The organism is Pseudoalteromonas phenolica (assembly GCF_001444405.1).
In the GTDB taxonomy this organism is placed as follows: domain Bacteria; phylum Pseudomonadota; class Gammaproteobacteria; order Enterobacterales; family Alteromonadaceae; genus Pseudoalteromonas; species Pseudoalteromonas phenolica.
In genome coordinates, this window is record NZ_CP013187.1 from 3,057,469 (window position 1) to 3,079,669 (window position 22,201).

22 protein-coding genes are annotated in these 22,201 nt (G+C 42.1%); 8 read left to right on the plus strand and 14 right to left on the minus strand.

Translation table 11 applies throughout. The features are described from left to right. Positions 1–133: 133 nt before the first annotated feature. The 5 genes from ybeD (at position 134) to PP2015_RS13655 (ending at position 4,346) form a co-directional block, all read left to right on the plus strand. Positions 134–412, plus strand: coding sequence for a DUF493 family protein YbeD (gene ybeD, locus PP2015_RS13635; protein ID WP_058030832.1), 279 nt, complete (start codon positions 134–136; stop codon positions 410–412). Positions 413–421: 9 nt separating this feature from the next. Further along, positions 422–1,075, plus strand: a complete 654-nt coding sequence (gene lipB, locus PP2015_RS13640) for a lipoyl(octanoyl) transferase LipB (RefSeq protein ID WP_058030833.1) — start codon at positions 422–424, stop codon at positions 1,073–1,075. Beyond that, entirely contained in the window at positions 1,072–2,037 is a 966-nt protein-coding gene (lipA, locus tag PP2015_RS13645; protein WP_058030834.1) for a lipoyl synthase, read from the plus strand. Before lipB ends, lipA begins: the two co-directional genes overlap by 4 nt. Before the next feature lie 183 nt (positions 2,038–2,220). Continuing rightward, positions 2,221–3,426, plus strand: a complete 1,206-nt coding sequence (locus tag PP2015_RS13650) for an aromatic amino acid transport family protein (RefSeq protein ID WP_058030835.1) — start codon at positions 2,221–2,223, stop codon at positions 3,424–3,426. A 56-nt stretch (positions 3,427–3,482) separates the two neighbouring features. Next, positions 3,483–4,346 (plus strand): hypothetical protein, encoded by an 864-nt coding sequence (locus tag PP2015_RS13655; protein ID WP_128724916.1) that lies wholly within the window; start codon positions 3,483–3,485, stop codon positions 4,344–4,346. A 27-nt stretch (positions 4,347–4,373) separates the two neighbouring features. Here the strand turns inward: PP2015_RS13655 and PP2015_RS13660 are convergent, their stop codons facing one another. The 3 genes from PP2015_RS13660 to pomA all read right to left on the minus strand — a co-directional run bounded on the left by PP2015_RS13660 (position 4,374) and on the right by pomA (position 6,786). Further along, positions 4,374–4,874 carry a hypothetical protein gene (locus PP2015_RS13660; protein WP_058030837.1) on the minus strand — a complete coding sequence of 167 codons (501 nt, stop codon included), beginning with the start codon at positions 4,872–4,874 and terminating at the stop codon, positions 4,374–4,376. 213 nt (positions 4,875–5,087) lie between these two features. Further along, positions 5,088–6,017, minus strand: a complete 930-nt coding sequence (locus tag PP2015_RS13665) for a flagellar motor protein MotB (RefSeq protein WP_058030838.1) — start codon at positions 6,015–6,017, stop codon at positions 5,088–5,090. 1 nt (position 6,018) lies between these two features. Next, a complete protein-coding gene (pomA, locus tag PP2015_RS13670) occupies positions 6,019–6,786 on the minus strand; it encodes a flagellar motor protein PomA (protein WP_058030839.1) in 768 nt (255 codons plus the stop codon). A 326-nt stretch (positions 6,787–7,112) separates the two neighbouring features. Here pomA and PP2015_RS13675 point away from each other — a divergent pair, with 326 nt between their 5' ends. The 3 genes from PP2015_RS13675 (at position 7,113) to dxs (ending at position 10,217) form a co-directional block, all read left to right on the plus strand. Further along, a complete protein-coding gene (locus PP2015_RS13675) occupies positions 7,113–7,355 on the plus strand; it encodes an exodeoxyribonuclease VII small subunit (RefSeq protein WP_058030840.1) in 243 nt (80 codons plus the stop codon). 9 nt (positions 7,356–7,364) lie between these two features. Further along, complete coding sequence (gene ispA / locus PP2015_RS13680) at positions 7,365–8,252, plus strand: (2E,6E)-farnesyl diphosphate synthase (RefSeq protein ID WP_058030841.1); 888 nt, start codon at positions 7,365–7,367, stop codon at positions 8,250–8,252. 105 nt (positions 8,253–8,357) lie between these two features. Next, a complete protein-coding gene (gene dxs / locus PP2015_RS13685) occupies positions 8,358–10,217 on the plus strand; it encodes a 1-deoxy-D-xylulose-5-phosphate synthase (RefSeq protein WP_058030842.1) in 1,860 nt (619 codons plus the stop codon). An 80-nt stretch (positions 10,218–10,297) separates the two neighbouring features. Here dxs and PP2015_RS13690 read toward each other — a convergent pair whose 3' ends face one another. The 11 genes from PP2015_RS13690 to thrC all read right to left on the minus strand — a co-directional run bounded on the left by PP2015_RS13690 (position 10,298) and on the right by thrC (position 22,198). Then, the gene (locus PP2015_RS13690) at positions 10,298–13,390 is read right to left on the minus strand and encodes a diguanylate cyclase domain-containing protein (RefSeq protein WP_058031649.1); all 3,093 of its coding nucleotides are present in this window, start codon (positions 13,388–13,390) and stop codon (positions 10,298–10,300) included. Between the two features lie 24 nt (positions 13,391–13,414). Beyond that, the gene (locus tag PP2015_RS13695) at positions 13,415–13,900 is read right to left on the minus strand and encodes a phosphatidylglycerophosphatase A family protein (protein WP_058030843.1); all 486 of its coding nucleotides are present in this window, start codon (positions 13,898–13,900) and stop codon (positions 13,415–13,417) included. An 8-nt stretch (positions 13,901–13,908) separates the two neighbouring features. Then, a complete protein-coding gene (gene thiL, locus PP2015_RS13700; RefSeq protein WP_058030844.1) occupies positions 13,909–14,871 on the minus strand; it encodes a thiamine-phosphate kinase in 963 nt (320 codons plus the stop codon). Positions 14,872–14,915: 44 nt separating this feature from the next. Then, the gene (nusB, locus tag PP2015_RS13705) at positions 14,916–15,326 is read right to left on the minus strand and encodes a transcription antitermination factor NusB (protein ID WP_058030845.1); all 411 of its coding nucleotides are present in this window, start codon (positions 15,324–15,326) and stop codon (positions 14,916–14,918) included. Positions 15,327–15,337: 11 nt separating this feature from the next. Next, positions 15,338–15,802 (minus strand): 6,7-dimethyl-8-ribityllumazine synthase, encoded by a 465-nt coding sequence (gene ribH, locus PP2015_RS13710; RefSeq protein ID WP_058030846.1) that lies wholly within the window; start codon positions 15,800–15,802, stop codon positions 15,338–15,340. Between the two features lie 153 nt (positions 15,803–15,955). After that, a complete protein-coding gene (gene ribBA, locus PP2015_RS13715; protein WP_058030847.1) occupies positions 15,956–17,068 on the minus strand; it encodes a bifunctional 3,4-dihydroxy-2-butanone-4-phosphate synthase/GTP cyclohydrolase II in 1,113 nt (370 codons plus the stop codon). 23 nt (positions 17,069–17,091) lie between these two features. Beyond that, positions 17,092–17,748, minus strand: a complete 657-nt coding sequence (locus tag PP2015_RS13720; RefSeq protein WP_058030848.1) for a riboflavin synthase — start codon at positions 17,746–17,748, stop codon at positions 17,092–17,094. Between the two features lie 5 nt (positions 17,749–17,753). Next, positions 17,754–18,872, minus strand: a complete 1,119-nt coding sequence (gene ribD / locus PP2015_RS13725; protein WP_058030849.1) for a bifunctional diaminohydroxyphosphoribosylaminopyrimidine deaminase/5-amino-6-(5-phosphoribosylamino)uracil reductase RibD — start codon at positions 18,870–18,872, stop codon at positions 17,754–17,756. After that, entirely contained in the window at positions 18,872–19,321 is a 450-nt protein-coding gene (gene nrdR / locus PP2015_RS13730) for a transcriptional regulator NrdR (RefSeq protein WP_058030850.1), read from the minus strand. The genes ribD and nrdR overlap by 1 nt, the downstream gene beginning before the upstream one ends. A gap of 83 nt (positions 19,322–19,404) precedes the next feature. Next, entirely contained in the window at positions 19,405–20,661 is a 1,257-nt protein-coding gene (glyA, locus tag PP2015_RS13735) for a serine hydroxymethyltransferase (protein ID WP_058030851.1), read from the minus strand. A gap of 253 nt (positions 20,662–20,914) precedes the next feature. Then, complete coding sequence (gene thrC, locus PP2015_RS13740; protein WP_058030852.1) at positions 20,915–22,198, minus strand: threonine synthase; 1,284 nt, start codon at positions 22,196–22,198, stop codon at positions 20,915–20,917. Positions 22,199–22,201 lie beyond the last annotated feature (3 nt).

Here is a 22,201-nt window from a genome sequence, read left to right on the forward strand (position 1 = left end):
TAATTGATTTATTAGTCATCAACGCCTCCTGAGTGAGGCGTTTTTTTTTGCCGCAAAAATGATAGAATGCCCGCCATTATTGAGCGTGTGTGAAATAAAAACACACCACACCATTTGCGATGAGGACACCTTCATGGTTCAACCAGTTAAAAATACTAAGTTTGACGAATACTTAGAGTTCCCTTGCCCATTCACGTTTAAGATTATGGGCCTAGCAAATGTAAATCTGACTGATCAGATCCTTGCAAAGCTGCAAACAATTGCACCAGGTGACTATGCGCCAAAAGTAAAACCGAGTAGCAAAGGTACTTACGAGTCGGTGACGCTGGTCGCGACCGTCACTTCAAAAGAGCATATTGAGCAAATCTATACAGAAATTGGCAACATCGAAGACGTACGTTACGTACTGTAAAGGCAAGTCATGACTCAAAGCACCGTGATAGTTCGCCAGTTAGGCTTACAAAGTTACCAGCCTATTTGGCAAAAGATGCAAGACTTCACTGATACCCGAGACGATAACAGTCCCGATGAGATCTGGTTTGTTGAACATGAGCCTGTCTTTACTCAGGGGCAAGCAGGTAAAGCAGAGCATGTTTTAGCACCGGGCGACATTCCTGTTATTCAAGTTGACCGCGGTGGTCAAGTGACTTATCACGGTCCTGGTCAGCAAATGATGTACGTACTGTTTAATCTCCGTCGTCTTAAAATTGGCGTAAGAGAGCTAGTAACTTGGTTAGAAGAATGCATTGTCGATATGCTTAAAGAATACGACATTAATGCTTACGCCAAACCGGATGCACCTGGTGTCTACGTCAACGACAGTAAAATTGCATCTTTGGGCCTGCGCGTTCGCCGAGGCTGTTCGTTTCATGGTCTGGCACTGAATGTAAACATGGATATGAGCCCGTTTATGCGCATAAATCCATGTGGCTATGCCGGTATGAACATGGTGCAAACAAGTGAATTAAATGGCCCGTCGCAACTTGATGAAGTTGCGCAAGGTCTTGTTAAACATATGCTTAAACGTCTTAACGCTGAGCATGTTGAACACAAAGAAGGGTTCGAGAACGAATGAGTAAACCAGTAAAAATGGAGCCAGGGGTAAAGCTTCGCGATGCTGAAAAAATGGCATTGATCCCAGTTAAGGTGATGCCAACTGAACGCGATGAAATGCTAAGAAAACCTGAATGGCTTAAAATCCGTTTACCGAAATCAAGTGAGCGCATTGAGGGCATCAAGCAAGCAATGCGAAACCACGGGTTACACTCAGTGTGTGAAGAGGCATCATGCCCTAACCTCTCTGAGTGCTTTAATCATGGTACAGCGACATTCATGATCTTAGGTGCTATTTGTACTCGTCGTTGTCCTTTCTGTGATGTAGCACATGGTCGCCCGTTAAAACCAGACGCACAAGAGCCTGAAAAACTGGCTTTAACCATTAAAGACATGAAGCTAAAGTATGTGGTTATCACGTCTGTAGACCGTGATGACTTACGTGATGGCGGTGCACAACATTTTGCTGACTGTATCAAAGCGATTCGTAAGCATAATCCTGAAATCACCATTGAGATCTTAGTGCCTGATTTCCGTGGCCGTATGGAAAAAGCATTAGAGATCTTAACTGAAACGCCACCTGACGTATTCAACCATAACTTAGAGACTGCACCTCGTTTGTATAAGCTGGCTCGTCCAGGTGCAGATTATAAGTGGTCTTTAGAACTACTTCGTCGCTTCAAAGAAGCTCACCCGAATGTTAAGACTAAATCTGGCTTAATGGTGGGTCTAGGCGAAGAAATGTCTGAGATTGAAGAAGTGTTACGCGATCTTCGCGAACACAACGTTGACATGCTTACTGTAGGCCAATATTTACAACCATCTAAGCACCACCTGCCGGTAAAACGCTATGTACCGCCTGCAGAGTTTGATGCTTTAAAAGATTACGCTGATGAAATTGGTTTCACACACGCAGCGTGCGGACCGTTTGTACGTTCAAGTTACCATGCCGATCAACAAGCGGCTGGTAAAGAAGTGAAGTAATCATCACTTTTGAAAAAACGCGATGCCGAGTCATCGCGTTTTTTTATGTCTAAATCTCGGTTCAGTGCAGCAGAATGTAAAACATATATTACAAACACGTATCTTGATTTATAACAAAGGAGTTTCAATTTTTTGCTCTGCGTTATATCTTGCCTGCTCTCTCACACTTAACGGGGCATAAATGTGATAAAGAATAAAACCCTTGGCAGTATGCTAATTGTCGCAGGCACAACCATAGGTGCAGGCATGCTAGCCCTGCCAATTGCTTCTGCAGGTATTGGCTTTAGTGCATCTTTAATTCTAATTTTATTAACTTGGCTTTTAATGACCTACACCGCGTTATTAATGCTAGAGCTTCACCAATTCGCCAGTTCAGATGCCACACTTAATACACTCGCAAAGACACTGCTTGGTAAACGTGGGCAATATATCGCCAATTTCGCAATGGTCTTTTTGTTTTACGCGCTATGTGCGGCTTACATAGCAGGTGGAGGTGCGCAATTACAATCAAAAATAAATGCTGCGCTCAATCTCGATGTCGCTCCGCAAGTCGGCTCTATTCTGGTAGCGGTTTTGGTCGCAACCATAGTTACAATGGGTACTTCAACGGTTGATAAACTGAACCGAGTATTATTTGCAATTAAAGTAGTCGTACTAGGCAGCCTATTCTTTGTTCTGACCCCTTATGTCCAAGGCCAACATTTACTAGAGATGCCATTAGAGCAAGGGCTACTTATTTCTGCTATACCTGTTATCTTCACATCATTTGGCTTTCACGGTTCGATCCCATCAATTGTAAAGTACGTCGGTGTTGATATTCGTTCACTCAGAAAGGTCATGATTTTCGGTGCATCTGTCCCTTTAATCATTTATGTTTTCTGGCAACTAATTAGCCAAGGTATGATGAGCCAATCCCAACTTCTACAAGCTGAAGGTCTGCAAGGCTTCATTGGCAACATTTCAAGCCTAGTAAATAGCACACAAGTCAGTACGTCGATCACTATTTTTGCAGACCTAGCTCTAGCAACCTCTTTTCTCGGAGTGAGTCTTGGACTGTTTGATTTCTTTGCAGATGCTTTCAAACAAGGTGACAACAAAATCGCTCGATTAAAAACGGCGTTAATTACCTTTGTCCCTCCACTAGGCTTCGCTCTATTCTATCCTCAAGGATTTATTACAGCATTAGGTTACGCCGCCATTGCACTTGTGGTGTTGGCTATATTTCTACCCGTTGCTATGGTCTGGGTGCAAAGAGCGCAACACTCAAGTGATCAAGGATACCAAGTTAAAGGTGGGCGATTTGGATTAAGCCTTGCAGCTTGCTGTGGCGTTGTCATAATAGTTGCACAAGGCTTGCAAATGTTTGGCGTTATTCCTGCGCTAGGTTAATGGTTAAAAGTTTGAGTTATCATGCAAGCCTGATAACTCAACATCAAGGTAGTTTCATGAAATACCCTTTACTCTTTCTTTCATGCTCTTTTTTAACTGCATGTGGTGGTGGAGGCAGTGAGCCTCTCTCAAAGGACAACACAGCGCCCGCCGTGGATGATAGTGCGCAATGTGGTGGTAACTTCTCGGCGCAAAGACATTTCAATAAGCAAGAAACTAATATTGCTTATTGGCAAATCGAAGGTGATACACTTCAGACAAAACCTCAAGTGACTTACTTTACTAATAGATCAAGTAGCCTTGCAGAAACATCTTATAAAGGAACAACTCCTCTTTGTGAGCTAGTTGCGAATATCTTTGGTGCAGACGTGACTGATACTTGGCAAGGTTCTGACAACAACTCAATCAAAACAGGTCAACAATTCAAATACACACCAGAACTCAGTGTGTCATTTGCTTTACCCGAACTATCTTCTTTGGCTGATTGGCGCGCTAAAGGAAGTCCTGTATCCATGCCCACAAACTTACTTCAAAGCACTTTAACAGTCTGGTATCAAAACTCTGATGAACAAAGGTTTTTGCAAGGTGATTTATCTAACAATCAAAAAATCGTGCCTTTGGAGTGTGACAATAACGATTTTAGAATTTTACTTTCTTTAGATGATGTTGATGAACAGCTGAGTAGCAGTTTAAATCCTGCTTATTGTGAAGAAGTACGTAGTAATAACGTTACAAAAACAGCTTGTTTAAACGCTTCAGTACAACAAGAAAACTTAATTCAAAGCTGCAGATTTGCCATGACAGACATTATTATCCCAAATAGCCAAGGCAGTAAAACATTTGTTAAATTAGCAGCTAAAACCAGTGCAAACTCAGATACGGGTATCAATGTTGAACTCACTGATATCAATATCAACTAACCTAACAATCAGTTGAGAGTTTATTACTTAGCTTGCAACTGATTTACTTGGTTTTTTTAAAACGTATACCACAGGTAAAAAACACAGGATCACAGTAAGGATATTGACCAAAGGCAAAATACTTTTATAAAGGTAAGTAGAGTAGCTCAAGTCTAAATAGTGCCTATCTACTAACCTAAATAACTGCATGATTGGGGCTGGAAGCACAATAAGTTGTGCAAGTATGCTTTGCCACAGATAAACCTTATCTTTCAATGCCCATACAGCTAATATCGCCATAAAAACAATGTCACTAAAGGCCCAATATACGTAGCGGATAACATACAAATCAGCATCAACTTGCTTGATCAAAGGAAAAGAAAAATAGCCAATAACATAAAATGCGGCACACAGTGCCGCATATCGAAGCGCTTTGTCATCTCTTAATAATGCAAACAGAGCAACCGAAATAAATGTCAATAACGTCGCATGATCTCTTATTAATAATAAAAACTGATTAAAATAAGAACTGTTTAAATCGAATGACATATTGTGAAGTTAGTCTTTAAATGATTAATCTAACGACTTCTCTTTTGACTTTGGTGGCTCATCATTGTCATCAGCACCATCACCGTTATTGCCTGGAATGTAAGCATATTTACTTAAAATAGACATGGTATTTCTCCTTGATAGATAATTCATCTTCAAATTAGCTGAATTCGAATCATCTATCAAGAAATACAATCCTAAAGAATGAAAAAATTAGTTACCGCGCAATTCAATAGGATCAGATTCTTTTGCTTTACCTTGTAAAATAGAAATCTCTACTCGGCGATTTCGGCGTCTATCTGTATCATTTTCATTCGGTACTAACGGGCGCGTATCAGCATGACCAACGACAACCATTCTATTTTTATCAAACCCAGATGCTTTAACCATTTCGCTGGCAACTGCAACAGCACGGGTTGCTGATAAATCCCAGTTATTAGAGTAAAGCTCATTGGTAACCTGAAAATCATCAGTATGACCAGAGACCGTTATTTCACCTGGTACATCTTTTAATAATTCTGCAATTTCACGAATAATTGGTTTGAACTTGGGCTGTAAAAATGCACTACCAGAGGGGAATGCGCCATTTTCTTGGATACGAATAATGATTTGCTGTCCAAGAGACTCAAGTTCAATTGCCCCGTCCATGATTTGTTTTTCCATTTGCTGGGCAATTTTCTTAACCAGTTCATTCACCTGCTCTTGATCAGCAGCAGAAATAGCCTGCTCCATAGATTGCTCTTGTGAGGTACTTTGCGATTCACCACCCCGCTTATTACCACGCTGCTCTTGACGCCCCCCCGCAGAGGCCTCATCACCAGCCTGAAACTCTAACATTTGCTGTGTCATCTCTACGGTCTGCTGTTGGATAGTTTCAATGGGTGTAGGTTCAGGTTTACCTGGTGTAAACTCCATTGCAATTACGCTGGTACCTTTAGGAATGTCTTTTACCTCTATTTTGTTTTGTACACCAAATGCAAACTTCATCGAGCCTGCAATTTGTTTAAACTTCAATACGTCCATCTCAGAGAAGGCTAACAGCAAAACGAAAAAGCACATCAAAAGTGACATGAGGTCGGCAAATGTTCCCATCCAAGCGGGTAGCCCGGGAGGAGGACATTTACATTCTTGTTCGTCTGACATACTACTCCTCCTTGTCGCTGCCGCGTTTCGACTCAGGTAGGTAGTTCTTCAAAATACCTTCGATTACTTTCGGGTTTTGACCATCTTGAATACCCAAAATTGCATCCAAGATTAAACGTTGATTTTGTTCTTCTTCATCTTTACGCAACTCAAGTTTCGCCTGAATAGGAATAGCAACTACGTTGGCAAGGAACGCACCATATAACGTTGTAAGGAGTGCTACCGCCATTGCAGGACCAATCGCTTTTGGGTCGTCCATGTTTGATAACATGGCAACTAGACCAATTAGCGTTCCGATCATGCCCATTGCAGGCGCGATGTCTGCCAAGGATTTAAATAAGTTAGCACCTAATTCATGCCGTGACGTGGTGAGTGAAATGTCTTTTAACAAAGTGGCGCGCACAACGTCAGCATCATGACCGTCTACTAACATATCAACGCCCTTACGCATAAATGCATTAGGTATTTCAGCTTCTTCCAAGGCCAAAAAGCCACCTTTACGAGCAGAGTCAGCCAATTCAACTGCTTTTTCAATGAGCTCTTCCGGAGATTCAATCTTGAACATAAAGGCTTTGCCGACGACTTTACCAATGCCTAAGAATTGGCTCATGGTGAAGTTTGAGAGTACGATGAAAATAGAGCCACCGAATACAATGACGGTAGATGGGCCATCACCAAACATGGCCAAGTCACCATTACTACTCATGAACATTGCCATGATGACCAAACCTATTGCACCTACTATTCCGATAACGGTTGCTAAATCCACTATCCCCTCCAGAGAATACTTATCATTACTTTTTTATTCTGACACTCGAAGTCAATTTTTTGAGTGGCAACTACAAATATCATGCTTAATTCGAATATTTGCAAACCTTGTGCCTATGTTACAGTGAAAAGCTTAGCTTTCAGTAAGACTTTTATCGGCAACATCTTGAATATCTTAACTCAATTACGTTGTGAAAATTCGATTAAAGCCCACATTAGGCAAAAAATAAACTGATTCGCAACGATTGCCCGCAACAAGCTTTGACCTGAGTCGCTAATCCCCCTAAAATTGCTACCTTTAAAATAAATTGCTGAGCAAGATGTACTATGGCTGCAAAAAAACCTGAAAATCTAAGTTTTGAAGAGGCAATGACCGAACTAGAAGGCATTGTACAGGCTATGGAGCAAGGTAGTCTGACTTTGGAACAATCCTTAAAGCAATTTGAACGTGGTGTTCAATTAGCCAATGCCTCTAATGAAAAGTTAAGCAGTGCAGAACAAAAAGTCTCAATATTGATGGGTAACGACCCAGAGACACCTGTAACACCAATGCCAAATGAATTAGATTAAGACCTCGCAGTGAATATACTTGAGCATATAAGTACGGCACAAAACCGCTTAGATAGTTATATCAGCAACTACTTTTCTATACCTCTAGATACCGATGATACTGTGAAATCAGCAACTTTTTACAGTATTAATAACGGTGGTAAAAGGTTAAGGCCCTTTTTGGTCTACACGGTAGGCAAGCTATTAGGTGCTAAGGAATCCGATCTAGATGTCGCCGCAGCTGCGATTGAATGCATTCACAGTTATTCTTTAGTCCACGATGATTTGCCAGCTATGGACGATGACGATCTGCGTCGTGGTAAGCCAACCTGTCATATCGCTTATGATGAAGCCCAAGCTATTTTAGCTGGTGATGCACTTCAGACCTTAGCATTTGAGTTTTTGAGTGTTCATGAGTTTTCTGTACCTGCAAAGCAACAAATCAAAATGATTAATGCCCTTGCCGTTGCATCAGGCTTGCAAGGCATGGTGGGCGGCCAAGCACTTGACATTGCAGCTACAGACAAGTCAATTACACTAATAGAGCTTGAGCGTATTCATAGGCTTAAAACTGGCGCACTTTTGAAATGCGCAATTCAGTTAGGCGCCCTGTGTGCTCCGGATGTCGAAGAAAGCATTATTGCCGCCCTTGAAAAATATGGTAGAAACCTTGGCCTCGCTTTTCAGGTACAAGATGATATTTTAGATATCGAAGGCGATACTGCGGTGTTAGGTAAACCACAAGGTTCTGACTTAGATAATCACAAGTCAACTTATCCAGCTTTACTCGGCCTTAATGGTGCAAAACAAAAAGCACATCAATTAGTAGCTGATGCACTGCTTGCACTTGATGAAATACCTCATAATACCGATGTATTGGCAGAGCTGGCGAAATATATAATTGAGCGTGATCACTAGTACTCTTTTATGACGTATTGATGACGAACAAAGCAAAATTTATAAAAATTAAGTAAACCTTTGTATATAATCGAACGAGGTTTGCGTAGGACACATGTTGAAAGAATGAAACTGGACAGTAGCAAGTACCCATTACTCGCCTTGGTTGATGAACCGGCGCAATTACGTCAATTACCACAGCCCCAACTGGGTAAGCTGAGCGACGAATTAAGAGATTACTTACTTAATTCGGTTTCTCAGAGCAGTGGTCACTTGGCTTCAGGCTTAGGCACCGTCGAACTGACTGTGGCTTTACATTACGTTTATAACACACCTGAAGATAGATTAATCTGGGATGTAGGCCATCAAGCGTATCCACACAAAATCTTAACCGGTCGTCGTGATGCTATGCATACGATCCGTCAAAAAGATGGGTTACACCCTTTTCCTTTCCGAGAAGAAAGTGAATACGATACCTTCAGTGTTGGGCATTCAAGTACCTCGATTTCAGCTGCATTAGGTATGTCAATTGCTGCACAGAAAGAAGGTAAAGGCCGTAAAACCGTTGCAGTGATAGGTGATGGTGCGATCACCGCTGGTATGGCGTTCGAAGCCATGAATCACGCCGGAGATATAAAATCCGACATGCTGATTATCTTAAATGATAATGAGATGTCTATCTCTGAAAATGTAGGCGCACTAAACAACCACTTTGCACGCATTCTTTCTGGTAGCTTTTATACAAATATTCGCGAAGGCAGTAAGAAAATTCTTTCTGGTGTACCGACTGTTAAAGAGCTTGCCAGCCGTATGGAAGAGCATTTAAAGGGCATGGTGATACCTGGTACTTTCTTCGAAGAGCTTGGTTTAAATTACATTGGTCCAATTGATGGTCACGACGTCAATATGTTGGTTGATACGCTAAGAAATATGCGTAATCTGAAAGGCCCTCAGATCTTGCACATCAAGACGCAAAAAGGTAAAGGTTACAAACCAGCTGAAGCCGACCCAATTGGTTACCACGGCGTACCAAAGTTCGATCCTAGCGTGCACAGCTTGCCAAAGTCTAAACCAGGCGCTCCTACTTTTTCAAAAGTATTTGGTGATTGGTTATGTGACATGGCAGCGCAAGATCCTAAGCTTATGGCGATTACGCCAGCGATGCGTGAAGGTTCAGGTATGGTGCGTTTCTCAAAAGAGTTTCCTGAGCAGTATTTTGATGTTGCCATTGCAGAGCAGCATGCTGTAACACTAGGTGCAGGTTTCGCATGTGAAGGCCTTAAACCTGTAGTTGCTATCTACTCAAGTTTCTTACAACGTGCTTATGACCAACTTATTCACGATGTCGCGCTACAAAATTTACCAGTACTGTTTGCAATTGACCGCGCAGGTATTGTAGGCGCTGACGGTGAAACTCACCAAGGTGCTTATGATTTAAGCTTTATGCGCTGTATTCCAAACATGATCATCATGGCACCAAGTGATACCAACGAATGCCGTCAGATGCTTTACACAGGTTACCAGTGTAACCAGCCTGTTGCGGTGCGTTACCCTCGCGGTAGTGCCGGTGACAGTGATGTACAAACTCAGATGCAAGCATATGAAATTGGTAAAGGCAATGTGATCCGTAAAGGTGAGAAAGTGGCCATCTTAAGCTTTGGCACACTTCTTCATAATGCCAAGCAAGCCGCTGAAAACTTAAATACAACTTTAGTTGATATGCGATTTGTTAAGCCGCTTGATGAAGCTTTACTTGTTGAGCTAAGCAAAACTCATGACCGCTTTGTTTGTCTTGAAGATAATGCCATTGCCGGTGGTGCTGGCAGTGCTGTTATGGAGTTTCTTGGCTCACAAGGTATACAAACGCCTGTGACGTTATTTGGTATTCCTGATGAGTTCATCAAGCACGGTACGCAAGATGAAATGCATGCAGAAATGGGCTTATGTGCTAATTCAATCGAGCAGCGTATTAACGCGCTACTTTAAGAAGCACTGAAGCTTAAAAAAGGAGCCTAGGCTCCTTTTTTTATGCTTTTAAATTATTAGTGAAGAGCCAGTATAAACAACTAACGCATCCAAATTTTCACATCTGCGAGCCCATTTGCCTGTAATGTTTGTAATTGTGATTCAACATTACTTGTTTGCTCAAACTCAAACGCATCCAACTGGTCATCAAATGTGATAGTTGCAGCGCCATCACCGCCACGTTGCTTAACTTGATGAAGTGCGACATCCGCTAAATTCACTGAGGCCTCCCAACTTATCACTTGCCCACCCAGCAGAGGCAGAGGGTAAAATGACCACCCCATAGACACCGTCATATTAATCGACTTACCATTGGGTAATTGGAAGTCACATTCAGCAATGGCACGGCACAGCTCTTTTATATAAGTTTCGATTGCGTCACGTTTAAAGTCACGAAGCAACAATAAGAACTCATCGCCACTCCAACGTGCTACATAATCTGAGCCTTGCGTTCTGGTATTTAATAAGGTTGCAAGCTGTTGCAAGCAGCTATCTCCACCAATGGGTCCATAGGCATCATTTACTTTACTAAAGTTATCAACGTTGATTATCAACAGGACCAAGCGCTTATTCTGTTGTTGTAATGACTTTGAATTACGCTGGTAATGTTCAACATCTTTAGGAAGTTGATCGAATAAGAAACGACGGCTCTTAAGACCTGTGAGCTCATCTGTATGGCTAACTAGCTTCATCTGAGTGTTTACTTGGTTAAGCTTGTCGTTCGCTTGACGCAGTGCCATGGTACGCTCTGCCACTAAAGATTCAAGCGCTTGCTGCTTACGTCTCTCTTGGGCTCTAAAAATCCAAAAGAATACATAAAACAATAGGACAAACCCAAGTGTAATTAATAACCTAAAATACACAGTTTCATCAAAACGTCTCGGTATCTCGATTTGCTGTGAAGTACTTCTCGCCTGTTGCCAGCCTTCACCTTTTCGCTTAACTTGTAACTCAAAGTTATACAAACCTGGCTCTAAGTTCGTATATATCGCTTCTCGGCGATTAAATACTTCCCGCCATTCGGTATTTTCTTTTCCTGTTAAACGATATCTAAACTCAATACTCGTCGGTGCATAAAAATCAATTGCAGTGTAATTAATCGTGATATCACGTTCACTGGTGTCTAATTTAAGTAATTCAGAAAATTTACTCGCGACTATCGCTCTATCTTGCGTAATAACCTCTTCAAGTTTCGGGGATAACTCTTTTGAACCAAATAACTCCACATTTTTGGGAATTTCAACAGCCCCTTGAGAGCTTGGGTACCAAATTGCCCCCTGCTTTTCTAATACCGCATCGCCGCCAAATCCAGAACAACAACGACCAACCTTACCATCTAGTTGGCGGTCAAACTGGCTAATAACCTGTTCCACTTTTAAGTTACTGATAGGGTGGGTAAATTGCGCTGCAGGTAAGCGATATACCCCTTTACGGGTACTGACCCAAATAAGTGCCTGCTGTTCATCATAGTAAAGAGAAGAAATTGAACCGTGAGGAAGGCCATTTGATGCATCTAGTTGAAACCAATCCCCTTTTGCAGTGCGATAGAATAAGCCATCATTCCACGAGCCAACCAAAGTAGCTACACCTTGAATATACAAAATACTGGTAACATAAGCGGATTCAAGAGATGTTTGCCCACCGAGTTTCTCGATTCCCTTTTGATTGAATTGATAAGCTCCTTTATTGGTGCCTATAAACCCTACATTCGGTTGATCATTGATATAGGTGACGAATTGACTGCCTAAAAAAGCATTGTAAGCAAACGGCGTTAGACCCGAATACTCAAGACGGTACATACCACTACCTGTACCTATCCAAATCCCCCCACGTTGTGACGGGGTAATGGCTAACACAGGGGTTTGTCGTAACTCTCGAAACGGTAATAATCGCAGCACCCCTTGCTCATATATCAGAGCACCACGCTCAGTGCCTATAAATAGGCTATTGCCACTAAATTCAAGCTCGTATACTGTACTGTTTTTTAATGCTTCAGGGGTAATAACCACTTGTAAAGAGTCATCATTATTTAAGTATCCCACACCACTTCTAGACGCTATCCAAGTTCTGCCTTGATTATCTTTAGTCGTTGCAGTTATGCCCTGCTGAGTGTTGTCGTCAATCATATGCCGAGCAATATTACCGGTATGCGCGAACCAAAGACCTTCATTCAAACTGGCTAACCAAATATTGCCTTCTGCATCTTTAAACATGTCTGAGAACCAAATCGATTGGTCTGCATGAATCGGCTCAACATAGCGCCAGTCAGATATTCCCTCTCTAAACATCAAACGAGTTGATGTGGACGCCCACAACCCTGTGTCAGGGTCATTCATAAATTTATAGACTGCACCATTACCTAATTCAGTATACCGTCTCAATACTTGGTCAATATCTAAGAAATAAGCACCAAGTTCAGACGCTAGGTATAAACGCCCTTCAATCCAAGCTAAATCATGTACGATTGTTTGCGCTAATTGTTCAGGCAAGGCTAACCTAAAACCAAGCTCAAGGCGAAAAACATCTCTGCGATTTGTGGCAGATTTGGTTATTTTGAGAAGGTTACGCTCATTCACCAACCATAAACCATCTGTGCCTTGCGCTATTTTGGATACGCTGCCAACAATCTGATTAATTCGATTAACAGGAAACTTTTTATTGTCTTCAGCTGCATCAAAAGCGCGTTGTGCTTGACTGTCATTGCCAATGTAAAATAAGCCATTTCCTGCAACCCAGATATCGCCTTGTTTGTCTTCAACAATATCGAGGATAGGACCTTTAATATTGAATGACAAAACATCAAGTGTATGAGGGTTTAAACGGTGTAAACCGCGCTTGGTACCAATCCATAACTTACCGTGTCTGTCTAACAGTAGTTTATGAATAGCATTGGTTTGTAAGAATTGCGTGTTTTGCGTTGTAAAATTTCGAAACTGAAAGCCGTCAAATCGGCTTAAGCCAAACTGAGTACCAAGCCAAACATAGCCTTGTTGATCTTGCACCAAGCTTTTAATTGATTGTGAGGGTAAGCCATTTTGTACATTCCATTGCTTCACAATATAGTCATTAATAGCCGCTGAAACTGAAAAACTCATCAGTATAAACAGCCAAGACACTAGCAAGGTTTTTTTGATCATACTCTCACAATCTTTTATTGATTAAGCTACTAAGAAACCAGTTTTAAACAAAGCTTGTACACAAATCAACGAAAAAATACCCGCTAAAATGTCATCAGCCATGATCCCGAAGCCACCATGCAGCTTTTTGTCTAACATTCTAATGGGACCTGGTTTGGCAATATCGAAAAATCTGAATAATAAAAAGCCAACTAAAAGTGCTTTCCAAGATAATGCTGCGCCTATCATCGTAATGTAAAAGCCAGCCACTTCATCCCAAACAATTGCTGGATGATCATGAACTTGAACATCTTTAGCCGTTTGTCCGCAAACCCAAATACCAAATACACTGATCACAACTGCAAAAACACATTGCAGCCATAATGGGTAACTAGCTGTAATGAAAATAAGCGGTAACGCACCTAAGGTACCAAATGTGCCAGGGGCAAACGGGGCAAGCCCTAAACCAAAACCCAAACCAAAGAATTGGTGAGGTTTACGAATATCAAATTTGTACTGCTTAGCCAAACTGACTCCTAACTAAAATGTTCAAAGCCAGTTGCGGGAAATGGCCAAGGTTTATCTTTATAAAGTAGCGATACATCGCCAGCATTTGCGTTGATTTGCCCGATACAGGTTGGTGTGACACCATATTCCGCCAAGCGTTTTTCAACTGCTACTCTATTACTATCAGGCACAGTAAACAACAATTGATAATCATCACCATAGGCCATTGCCAGCATTAAACGTACTTCTTCATCTGGTAAGTTTTTAAGTGCATTTGACACCGGTACTTTATCCGCATGGATAGTCGCACCAACACCTGAGTGGGTCAGGATATGATTCAAATCAGCCAGTAAACCGTCAGAAATGTCAATGGCTGAATTTGCTAAACCACGTAAAACCTGACCAGCTGCAACTTGCGGAGCAGGATAATCAAACTTTTTCTGAACATAACTGCGATCTTCATCACTGAGTTCCCAGCCTTGTTTACGTGCTTCAATTGCCAAAGCGGCATCTCCTAGGTCACCAGTCACATATAACCAATCACCCACTTTAGCACCACTTCGAGTTAACGCTTTACCTTTTGGTACAATACCTTTAGCACACACGGTAATCGTTAATGGGCCTTGCGTGGTGTCACCACCGATCAGTTGCACGTTATAGTATTCAGCAATATCGTGCATACCTTCAGTGAACTGTTCCAACCAAGTTTCATCAACATTAGGTAGCGTCAAGCCAATGGATATCCAAGCTGGTTCTGCCCCCATTGCAGCCAAATCACTTAAGTTTACCGCTAAAATTCGGTGTCCTAAGGCTTTAGGAGAAATATCAGAAAAGAAATGAACGCCTTCAACCAGCGTATCTGTGGTGACCGCTAATTGGCAGCCTTCAGGGATAGTAACTAGGGCGCAATCATCACCTATGCCTAAGTCTACATCACGTCGAGTAATGCCACGGCCGGTGAAAAATCGATTGATTAACTCAAATTCCTTCATACATAAAAAAGCCGGCCTAAGCCGGCTCTCCAAATTGTTTGCCTTTATTTGCGAACTGCTTTAACTGCTTTGTCTAAAACACCGTTCACAAACTTATGGCTGTCTTCAGCACCAAAGATTTTCGCAAGTTCAATGCCTTCATTGATTGCTACTTTGTATGGTACATCTTCACGGAACTTAAGTTCGTATGCACTTAAACGTAATACTGCACGCTCAACTTCATCTAAGTCTTCAAACGGGCGAGAAAGATGTGGCTTAACAAGCTCATCTAATTGTTTTACGTTTACTGCAACACCGCGAGCAAGATCTTTAAAGTATTCTACGTCTACTTTAGATACATCATTCTCGATCAACATTTGTTGCTCAATATCGGCAATCGGGTTGCCACTTAATTGCCAAGAGTATACGGCTTGAAGCGCTAATATACGTGCTTTACGTCTTGCTGCTGGTTTCACTGAGGATCCTCTTAAATTTGCTCTAGCACGTTCACCATTTCTAGTGCACCAAGGGCTGCTTCGCCGCCTTTGTTGCCCATCTTAGTGCCCGCACGTTCAATGGCTTGCTCAATGCTTTCCGTGGTTAATACACCAAATGCTACCGGAATATCATAGTCTAATGAAACGCTTGCAAGTCCTTTATTTGACTCGTTAGCAACTAGGTCGAAATGTGGTGTACCACCACGGATGATAACGCCTAATGCAATGATTGCATCGTGCTCTTTTTTCATCGCTAAACGCTTAGCTGCTAATGGTAACTCAACGGCACCTGGTACATATACCACTGTGATGTCTTCTTCTTTAACACCACCAACACGCTTTAGCTCGTCAACAGCACCGTCAAGTAAGCTGCTACCGATAAAATCATTAAAACGTGAAATAACAATGGCAAATTTTTTGCCAGGAGCGTATTTGTTACCTTCAATAATCTTCATTAGATGGTCCTAATCTTCTTAATGTTTCGTACTTTGCAATCAAAGTGCGCCGAGTACGCAATAAGCAATTGCCAAATTGGCGCGCATAATAGCACAGTTTTGGTTAACCCCAAATAACAAAACCCGCTGTCATCAACGGGCTTTTTCATTCAATTATTTAGGCTCTACGTATTCAACGACTTCTAGGTGGAAACCTGAAAGTGCATGATATTTTTTCGGCATACTCATTAGGCGCATTTTTTGAATACCTAAATCAGCTAAGATCTGCGAGCCAACACCAACTGTACGAGACGTACCTTGGAATTTGCGCTGATTCACAGTTTCGCCCGCATCTTGCGCAGCAAATGCTTTTACCATGTGCTCGATGTCTTCAGTTTGTTCCTGTTTACCCAGAATAACCAGCACACCGTTATTTTCGCTGATGTGCTTCATCGCACCATGCAAGCTCCAGCTTCGATCAGCGCCTCTGTCTGATAGTAAGACATCATTAAAGGTGCTTTGTAAGTGAACACGCACGAGCGTTGCATCACTTTCTGAAACCTCACCTTTGAGTAAAGCATAATGAAGCTGGTTATCAATGGTGTCTTTATAAGTAACTAAATCGAATTCACCATATTCAGTTGGTAACTTACACTGCGCAACTTTTTCGATAGTTGTCTCGTTTAAGTTACGGTATTCAATTAGGTCAGCGATAGTACCAATCTTTAAACCGTGTTCTTTAGCAAACACTTCTAACTGCGGACGACGTGCCATGGTACCGTCAGGGTTTAAGATCTCAACAATGACTGAAGCGGGTTCTAAACCTGCTAAACGCGCTAAATCACAGCCTGCTTCTGTATGACCAGCACGAGTTAATACCCCACCAGGTTGCGCCATAATTGGGAAGATATGACCTGGCTGCACGATGTCTGTTGGCACTGCACCTTTAGCAACAGCTGCCTGTACTGTACGAGCACGGTCAGCAGCAGAAATACCTGTAGTGACACCTTTTGCTGCTTCAATAGACATAGTGAAGTTAGTTGAGAATTGCGCGCCATTATTTCTCACCATTAATGGTAAATCAATTTGCTGACAACGCTCTTGAGTCATAGTTAAACAAATTAAACCACGGCCGTGGGTTGCCATGAAGTTTATGGCGTCCGCTGAAATATGCTCGGCTGCGATGATTAAGTCACCTTCATTTTCTCGGTCTTCATCATCCATCAAGATAACCATTTTACCGGCTTTAATGTCTTCGATGATCTCTTGTGCGCTGTTCAAGTTCATAATTTACCTGTTTAATTAATTCGCTACTTAATAAAGCCTGCGTTTGCCAATAAGTTCATTGTGAGAGTAGAGCTTTGTGCAGGCTCTTGAGCTCCAAGTACTAAGCGTTCCAAATAACGTGCAATTTGATCCACTTCTAAGTTAATTTTACTGCCCACTTTAAATTCAGCAATGGTTGTCTCTTGTGCTGTATGCGGCACAATTGTCAGCTTAAACTGACAATCTTTAATTTCATTTACAGTTAAGCTGATACCATCAATGGCTACTGAGCCTTTATATGGAATATATTTCATCAGCTCACTGGACGTTTCTAACCAATATTCTGTTGCGCGGGCATTAGGTGAAATCGCTACGACTGTCGCAATGCCATCAATGTGGCCAGAGACTAAATGACCACCTAAGCGCGAAATTGGCTGTAATGCTTTTTCCAAATTAACTGTTTGCCCTAGCTTATATTGAGCAAATTGCGTCAATTTCAAGGTCTCATTTGAAACATCAGCACGAAAACCATCAGAAAATTTTTCAACAACCGTTAAACACACACCATTTGTTGCGATGCTGTCGCCTAACTGTACATCACCCATGTCTAAATTTGGGCTACTTACACGAACCGTTAGGTCGCCTTGATTTTGTGTCAACTCAGTCAACTTACCGGTTGCTTCAATGATACCTGTAAACATAAAACTTAACCTTTTTGCGCTACTTTGCATGCTGTTAAACGAATATCATCGCCAACTTGCTTAATATCGTGCCATTGTAGGCTCTGTACATCTGCCATCTGCGTCAACTCTGGCACGTTAAATAAACCTCGCGCATCTTGACCCATAATTTTAGGTGCTAAATAAAGAATATAATTATCGATAAGATTTAATTCGTGAAACTTACCCGCAAGCGTCGCGCCAGCTTCAACGAATACACTGTTGATACCATACGCAGTTAATTGCATTAACGCTTTTTTGATATCAACCTTATCATTCATGGAATCAACCACCAGCTCTGTGACATGTTCAGGCCACTGGTGTGTTGTATCTGCTTTTGTTCTTAAAATTATAATAGGACTATTAATTGAGAATAATGCTAAATCTGGAGATAAACGGTTTTGAGAATCGATAATGACTCGAATAGGCTGGCGAACCGACATCCCTTCTGCAAGCTCAAGCTGCTCTGCTGAAAGTCGTACATTCAATTTAGCATCATCAAACAGCACAGTATCAGCCCCCGATAACACGGCGCAGTGCTCAGCACGTAAAAACTGCACATCTTGACGAGCTGCACTTGAGGTGATCCATTTACTCTCACCATTTTTTAATGCGGTTTTGCCATCTAGACTCGCAGCCAATTTACAACTTATATAAGGTAAGCCCGTTTCCATTCGAGTTAAAAAACCAGGATTTAAATCTCTTGCAGCCTGTTCGTACAAACCAGAAGCGGTTTCAATGCCTGCCTCTTCTAACATGCGCAAGCCGCGACCTGCGACTTCTGGGTTAGGATCGACCATGGCTGCAACAACGCGGCTAACTCCAGCATCGATTAGGCCTTTTGCACAAGGCGGGGTTCTACCATAATGGCTACATGGCTCCAAGGTAACATAAGCGGTTGCGCCTAGTGCCTTGTCTCCAGCCATCTTTAATGCATGAACTTCGGCATGACCTTCACCCGCTTTTTGGTGATACCCCTGACCAACTATATTGCCATCTTTTACGATAACACAGCCCACATTAGGGTTAGGTGAAGTGGTAAAACGGCCTTTTGCGGCAAGCGAGATGGCCTGCTGCATAAATTCTTTATCTTGCTCGCTAAACATCAATCTCCAAGCCTCGCGATTTCCTCGCCAAACTCTCTAATATCTTCAAATGAGCGGTATACGGAAGCAAAGCGGACATAGGCCACTTTATCGAGCTTTTTCAGCGCTTCCATAATGCATTCACCAATCATATGGCTTGCCACTTCACGCTCACCCGTAGCACGAATTTGCGATTTAATTTGATGTACGACTTCTTCAATTTGCTCAGTGCTAACCGGGCGTTTTTCTAGTGCGCGGTGCAGACCATTTAATAGTTTGTCTTCATTGAATGGCTCTCGAGAACCATCTTGTTTAATTACCCGAGGCATAACTAGTTCGGCACCTTCAAACGTCGTAAAGCGCTCATGACATAACACACATTCTCTGCGACGACGGACTTGATGACCGGAGCCGACTAAACGGGAATCAATGACTTTTGTTTCTTTAGCGGTGCAAAATGGACAATGCATAGATAATCACTTGTGAAAAAATATAAAAAAGGCCGCAAATGCGGCCTCAATCATAACAAAATTCTTTGATTTTGTGAGCGAAATTACGCGTAAACTGGTAATTTAGCGCAGATAGCTTTTACTTTCTCTTTTACTTCAGCTTGTACTGACTCATCGTTGATGTTGTCTAGTACGTCACAGATCCAACCTGCAAGCTCTGCTGACTCAGCTTCTTTGAAGCCACGACGCGTGATAGCTGGAGAACCAATACGAAGACCAGACGTTACAAACGGTGAGCGTGGGTCGTTTGGTACTGAGTTTTTGTTCACAGTGATATTAGCACGACCAAGTGCCGCATCAGCATCTTTACCTGTGATGTCTTTGTCGATTAGGTCTAATAAGAATAAGTGATTGTCTGTTTTACCAGAAACAACTTTATAACCACGCTCTTGAAGAACAGCAACCATTGCCTGTGCATTCTTAACAACTTGCTCTTGGTAAGTTTTGAACTCTGGCTGTAGTGCTTCTTTGAAAGCAACCGCTTTACCAGCGATAACGTGACATAGAGGACCACCTTGACCACCAGGGAATACTGCGCTGTTTAGCTTCTTGTAGATGTCTTCGTCATCACAAGCTGAGATGATAAGACCACCACGAGGACCCGCTAGAGTTTTGTGCGTCGTAGTCGTTACAACGTGTGCGTGAGGTACTGGGCTTGGGTAAACACCAGCAGCAACAAGACCTGCAACGTGTGCCATATCAACTAATAGGTAAGCACCTACTTTGTCAGCGATTTCACGGAACTTAGCCCAGTCAACGATACCTGAGTATGCTGAGAAACCACCGATGATCATTTTTGGCTTGTGCTCAAGTGCTAATGCTTCAACTTGTGCGTAATCGATCTCACCAGTTTCTTCGTTAAGACCGTACTGGATAGCATTGTACGTTTTACCAGAGAAATTTACGTGAGAACCATGCGTTAAGTGACCACCGTGCGCAAGGCTCATACCTAATACAGTGTCATGTGGCTGAAGAAGCGCTTGGAATACTGCCGCGTTTGCCTGTGAACCCGCGTGAGGTTGTACGTTTGCATAAGTAGAACCGAAAAGCTCGTTAGCACGGTCAATAGCCAGTTGCTCAACAACATCAACGTGCTCACAACCACCGTAGTAACGCTTACCTGGGTAACCTTCAGCATATTTGTTCGTTAATTGAGAACCCTGAGCTTCTAAAACACGTGGGCTACAGTAGTTTTCAGAAGCGATAAGCTCGATGTGCTCTTCTTGACGAGTTGTTTCAAGTGCAATCGCATTTGCTAATTCAGGATCAAAATCTGCAATGTTCATGTTACGTTCTAACATGGGGTCTCCTAGGTACACGTTTAGGGTAGTAAAAGCTGTATTGTACGCAGTTATGCGTCTGATGCCTATAATTTCGGCTTGAACATATTTAAACAGGGATTGAAATTATTTCACAGTGTTTATGTAATGATATTTTTTTATTTAAATATTAAAAAAACAAATGAATAAGATAAGAATAAATAAGTGTTATTTATATAGGGCGAGTTTGGTAAACTTTTTCAGTTTGCAACAGCTCGCCCTTGGCGATTAAATATTACAGTAATTTAGCAAAAACAGCCGCTTTCAATTGCGTATAATCAGCCTTCATTGGCTCCGCTAAACACTTTTTGTCTAAGGCATCTTGTAACACGCTAGGCATTGCTATCTCTTGCCCGAGCACTTCTTCTACTGAAGATTTAAACTTCGCAGGGTGCGCCGTTGCCAAGCAGATCCCCACAGCACTTTCAGTTTTATCTAAAGTCAGACCTTCTAGCGCAATGGCGGTATGCGGTTCCATAACGTAACCGGATGCTGCAATCTCTTTCATTACCGCTTGCGTGCGACTTTCTGAGACACTTCTTGAATAAAACTCATGTTTATCAAAATCACCGCGATCCAACATAGTTTCAACTCGAGGCCAGTTATTAGGTTTACTCACATCCATTGCATTTGATAACGACTCTAATGTGGCATTTGGCGACCATTCACCCGACGCCATATAACGAGGTACAGTGTCATTTTGATTGGTAGTTGCAGACAAGTTTGCAATAGGTAATCCCAAAGCAGCAGCGATCATAGCCGCACACACATTACCAAAATTACCACTTGGTACAGAAACATGCACGTTACCTCTTTGCTCTACAGGTAATTGCGCAACGGCTTCAAAGTAATAGCACACTTGCGCAACTAGACGGCTGATATTGATAGAGTTGGCAGAGTTTAAGCCCAGCTTTTCTTTCATTTCATCATCTAAAAACGCCTGCTTAACCAACGCTTGGCAATCATCAAAGCTGCCTTCAACCGCATAGCAATGAATATTTCCACCTAACGTCGTAAATAGCTTTTGTTGAGCGAGCGAGATTTTACCCTCAGGATAAAGTATAACGACATCGACATTTGGCTTGTTATAAAAAGCATGTGCCACCGCAGCCCCAGTGTCACCACTGGTCGCAGTTAAAATTGTGACACGCTCACCTTGGTTAAATAAACCAATACATTCGGCCATAAAACGTCCGCCAAAATCTTTAAATGCCAACGTTGGGCCATGGAACAATTCTAGACAATATTGTTTGTCACCAATTTGCTTAAGCGGTGCTGGAAAGTTAAAAGCACTTGCAACCATTTCAGCTAACGTATCTTTTGGTAGCTCATCACCAATTAAGTGGCTCAATACTTCGGCACTTCTTTCTACGAATGGTTTTTCAAGCAGCGCATCGATATTTTCTAATTTACTTAATTGCTTTGGGAAAAATACCCCTTGGTTACGACCAAGACCTGTTTTAACAGCCGTAGTGAAAGACACTTGCTGCGTGGCATCTTTTAAGTTTACAAGTTGCATTGA

What these genes read in the sequence shown, in the direction of transcription:
- lipA (WP_058030834.1), top strand. Translation starts at nt 1,072, where the DNA reads ATGAGTAAACCAGTAAAAATGGAGCCAGGGGTAAAGCTTCGCGATGCT.
- ribD (WP_058030849.1), bottom strand. Translation starts at nt 18,872, where the DNA reads ATGTTTAGCGAGCAAGATAAAGAATTTATGCAGCAGGCCATCTCGCTT.
- PP2015_RS13720 (WP_058030848.1), bottom strand. Translation starts at nt 17,748, where the DNA reads ATGTTTACAGGTATCATTGAAGCAACCGGTAAGTTGACTGAGTTGACA.
- PP2015_RS13665 (WP_058030838.1), bottom strand. Translation starts at nt 6,017, where the DNA reads ATGTCAGACGAACAAGAATGTAAATGTCCTCCTCCCGGGCTACCCGCT.
- PP2015_RS13675 (WP_058030840.1), top strand. Translation starts at nt 7,113, where the DNA reads ATGGCTGCAAAAAAACCTGAAAATCTAAGTTTTGAAGAGGCAATGACC.
- thiL (WP_058030844.1), bottom strand. Translation starts at nt 14,871, where the DNA reads ATGAAGGAATTTGAGTTAATCAATCGATTTTTCACCGGCCGTGGCATT.
- nrdR (WP_058030850.1), bottom strand. Translation starts at nt 19,321, where the DNA reads ATGCATTGTCCATTTTGCACCGCTAAAGAAACAAAAGTCATTGATTCC.
- ribH (WP_058030846.1), bottom strand. Translation starts at nt 15,802, where the DNA reads ATGAAGATTATTGAAGGTAACAAATACGCTCCTGGCAAAAAATTTGCC.
- ybeD (WP_058030832.1), top strand. Translation starts at nt 134, where the DNA reads ATGGTTCAACCAGTTAAAAATACTAAGTTTGACGAATACTTAGAGTTC.
- ribBA (WP_058030847.1), bottom strand. Translation starts at nt 17,068, where the DNA reads ATGAACTTGAACAGCGCACAAGAGATCATCGAAGACATTAAAGCCGGT.
- dxs (WP_058030842.1), top strand. Translation starts at nt 8,358, where the DNA reads ATGAAACTGGACAGTAGCAAGTACCCATTACTCGCCTTGGTTGATGAA.
- thrC (WP_058030852.1), bottom strand. Translation starts at nt 22,198, where the DNA reads ATGCAACTTGTAAACTTAAAAGATGCCACGCAGCAAGTGTCTTTCACT.
- lipB (WP_058030833.1), top strand. Translation starts at nt 422, where the DNA reads ATGACTCAAAGCACCGTGATAGTTCGCCAGTTAGGCTTACAAAGTTAC.
- glyA (WP_058030851.1), bottom strand. Translation starts at nt 20,661, where the DNA reads ATGTTAGAACGTAACATGAACATTGCAGATTTTGATCCTGAATTAGCA.
- PP2015_RS13655 (WP_128724916.1), top strand. Translation starts at nt 3,483, where the DNA reads ATGAAATACCCTTTACTCTTTCTTTCATGCTCTTTTTTAACTGCATGT.
- PP2015_RS13660 (WP_058030837.1), bottom strand. Translation starts at nt 4,874, where the DNA reads ATGTCATTCGATTTAAACAGTTCTTATTTTAATCAGTTTTTATTATTA.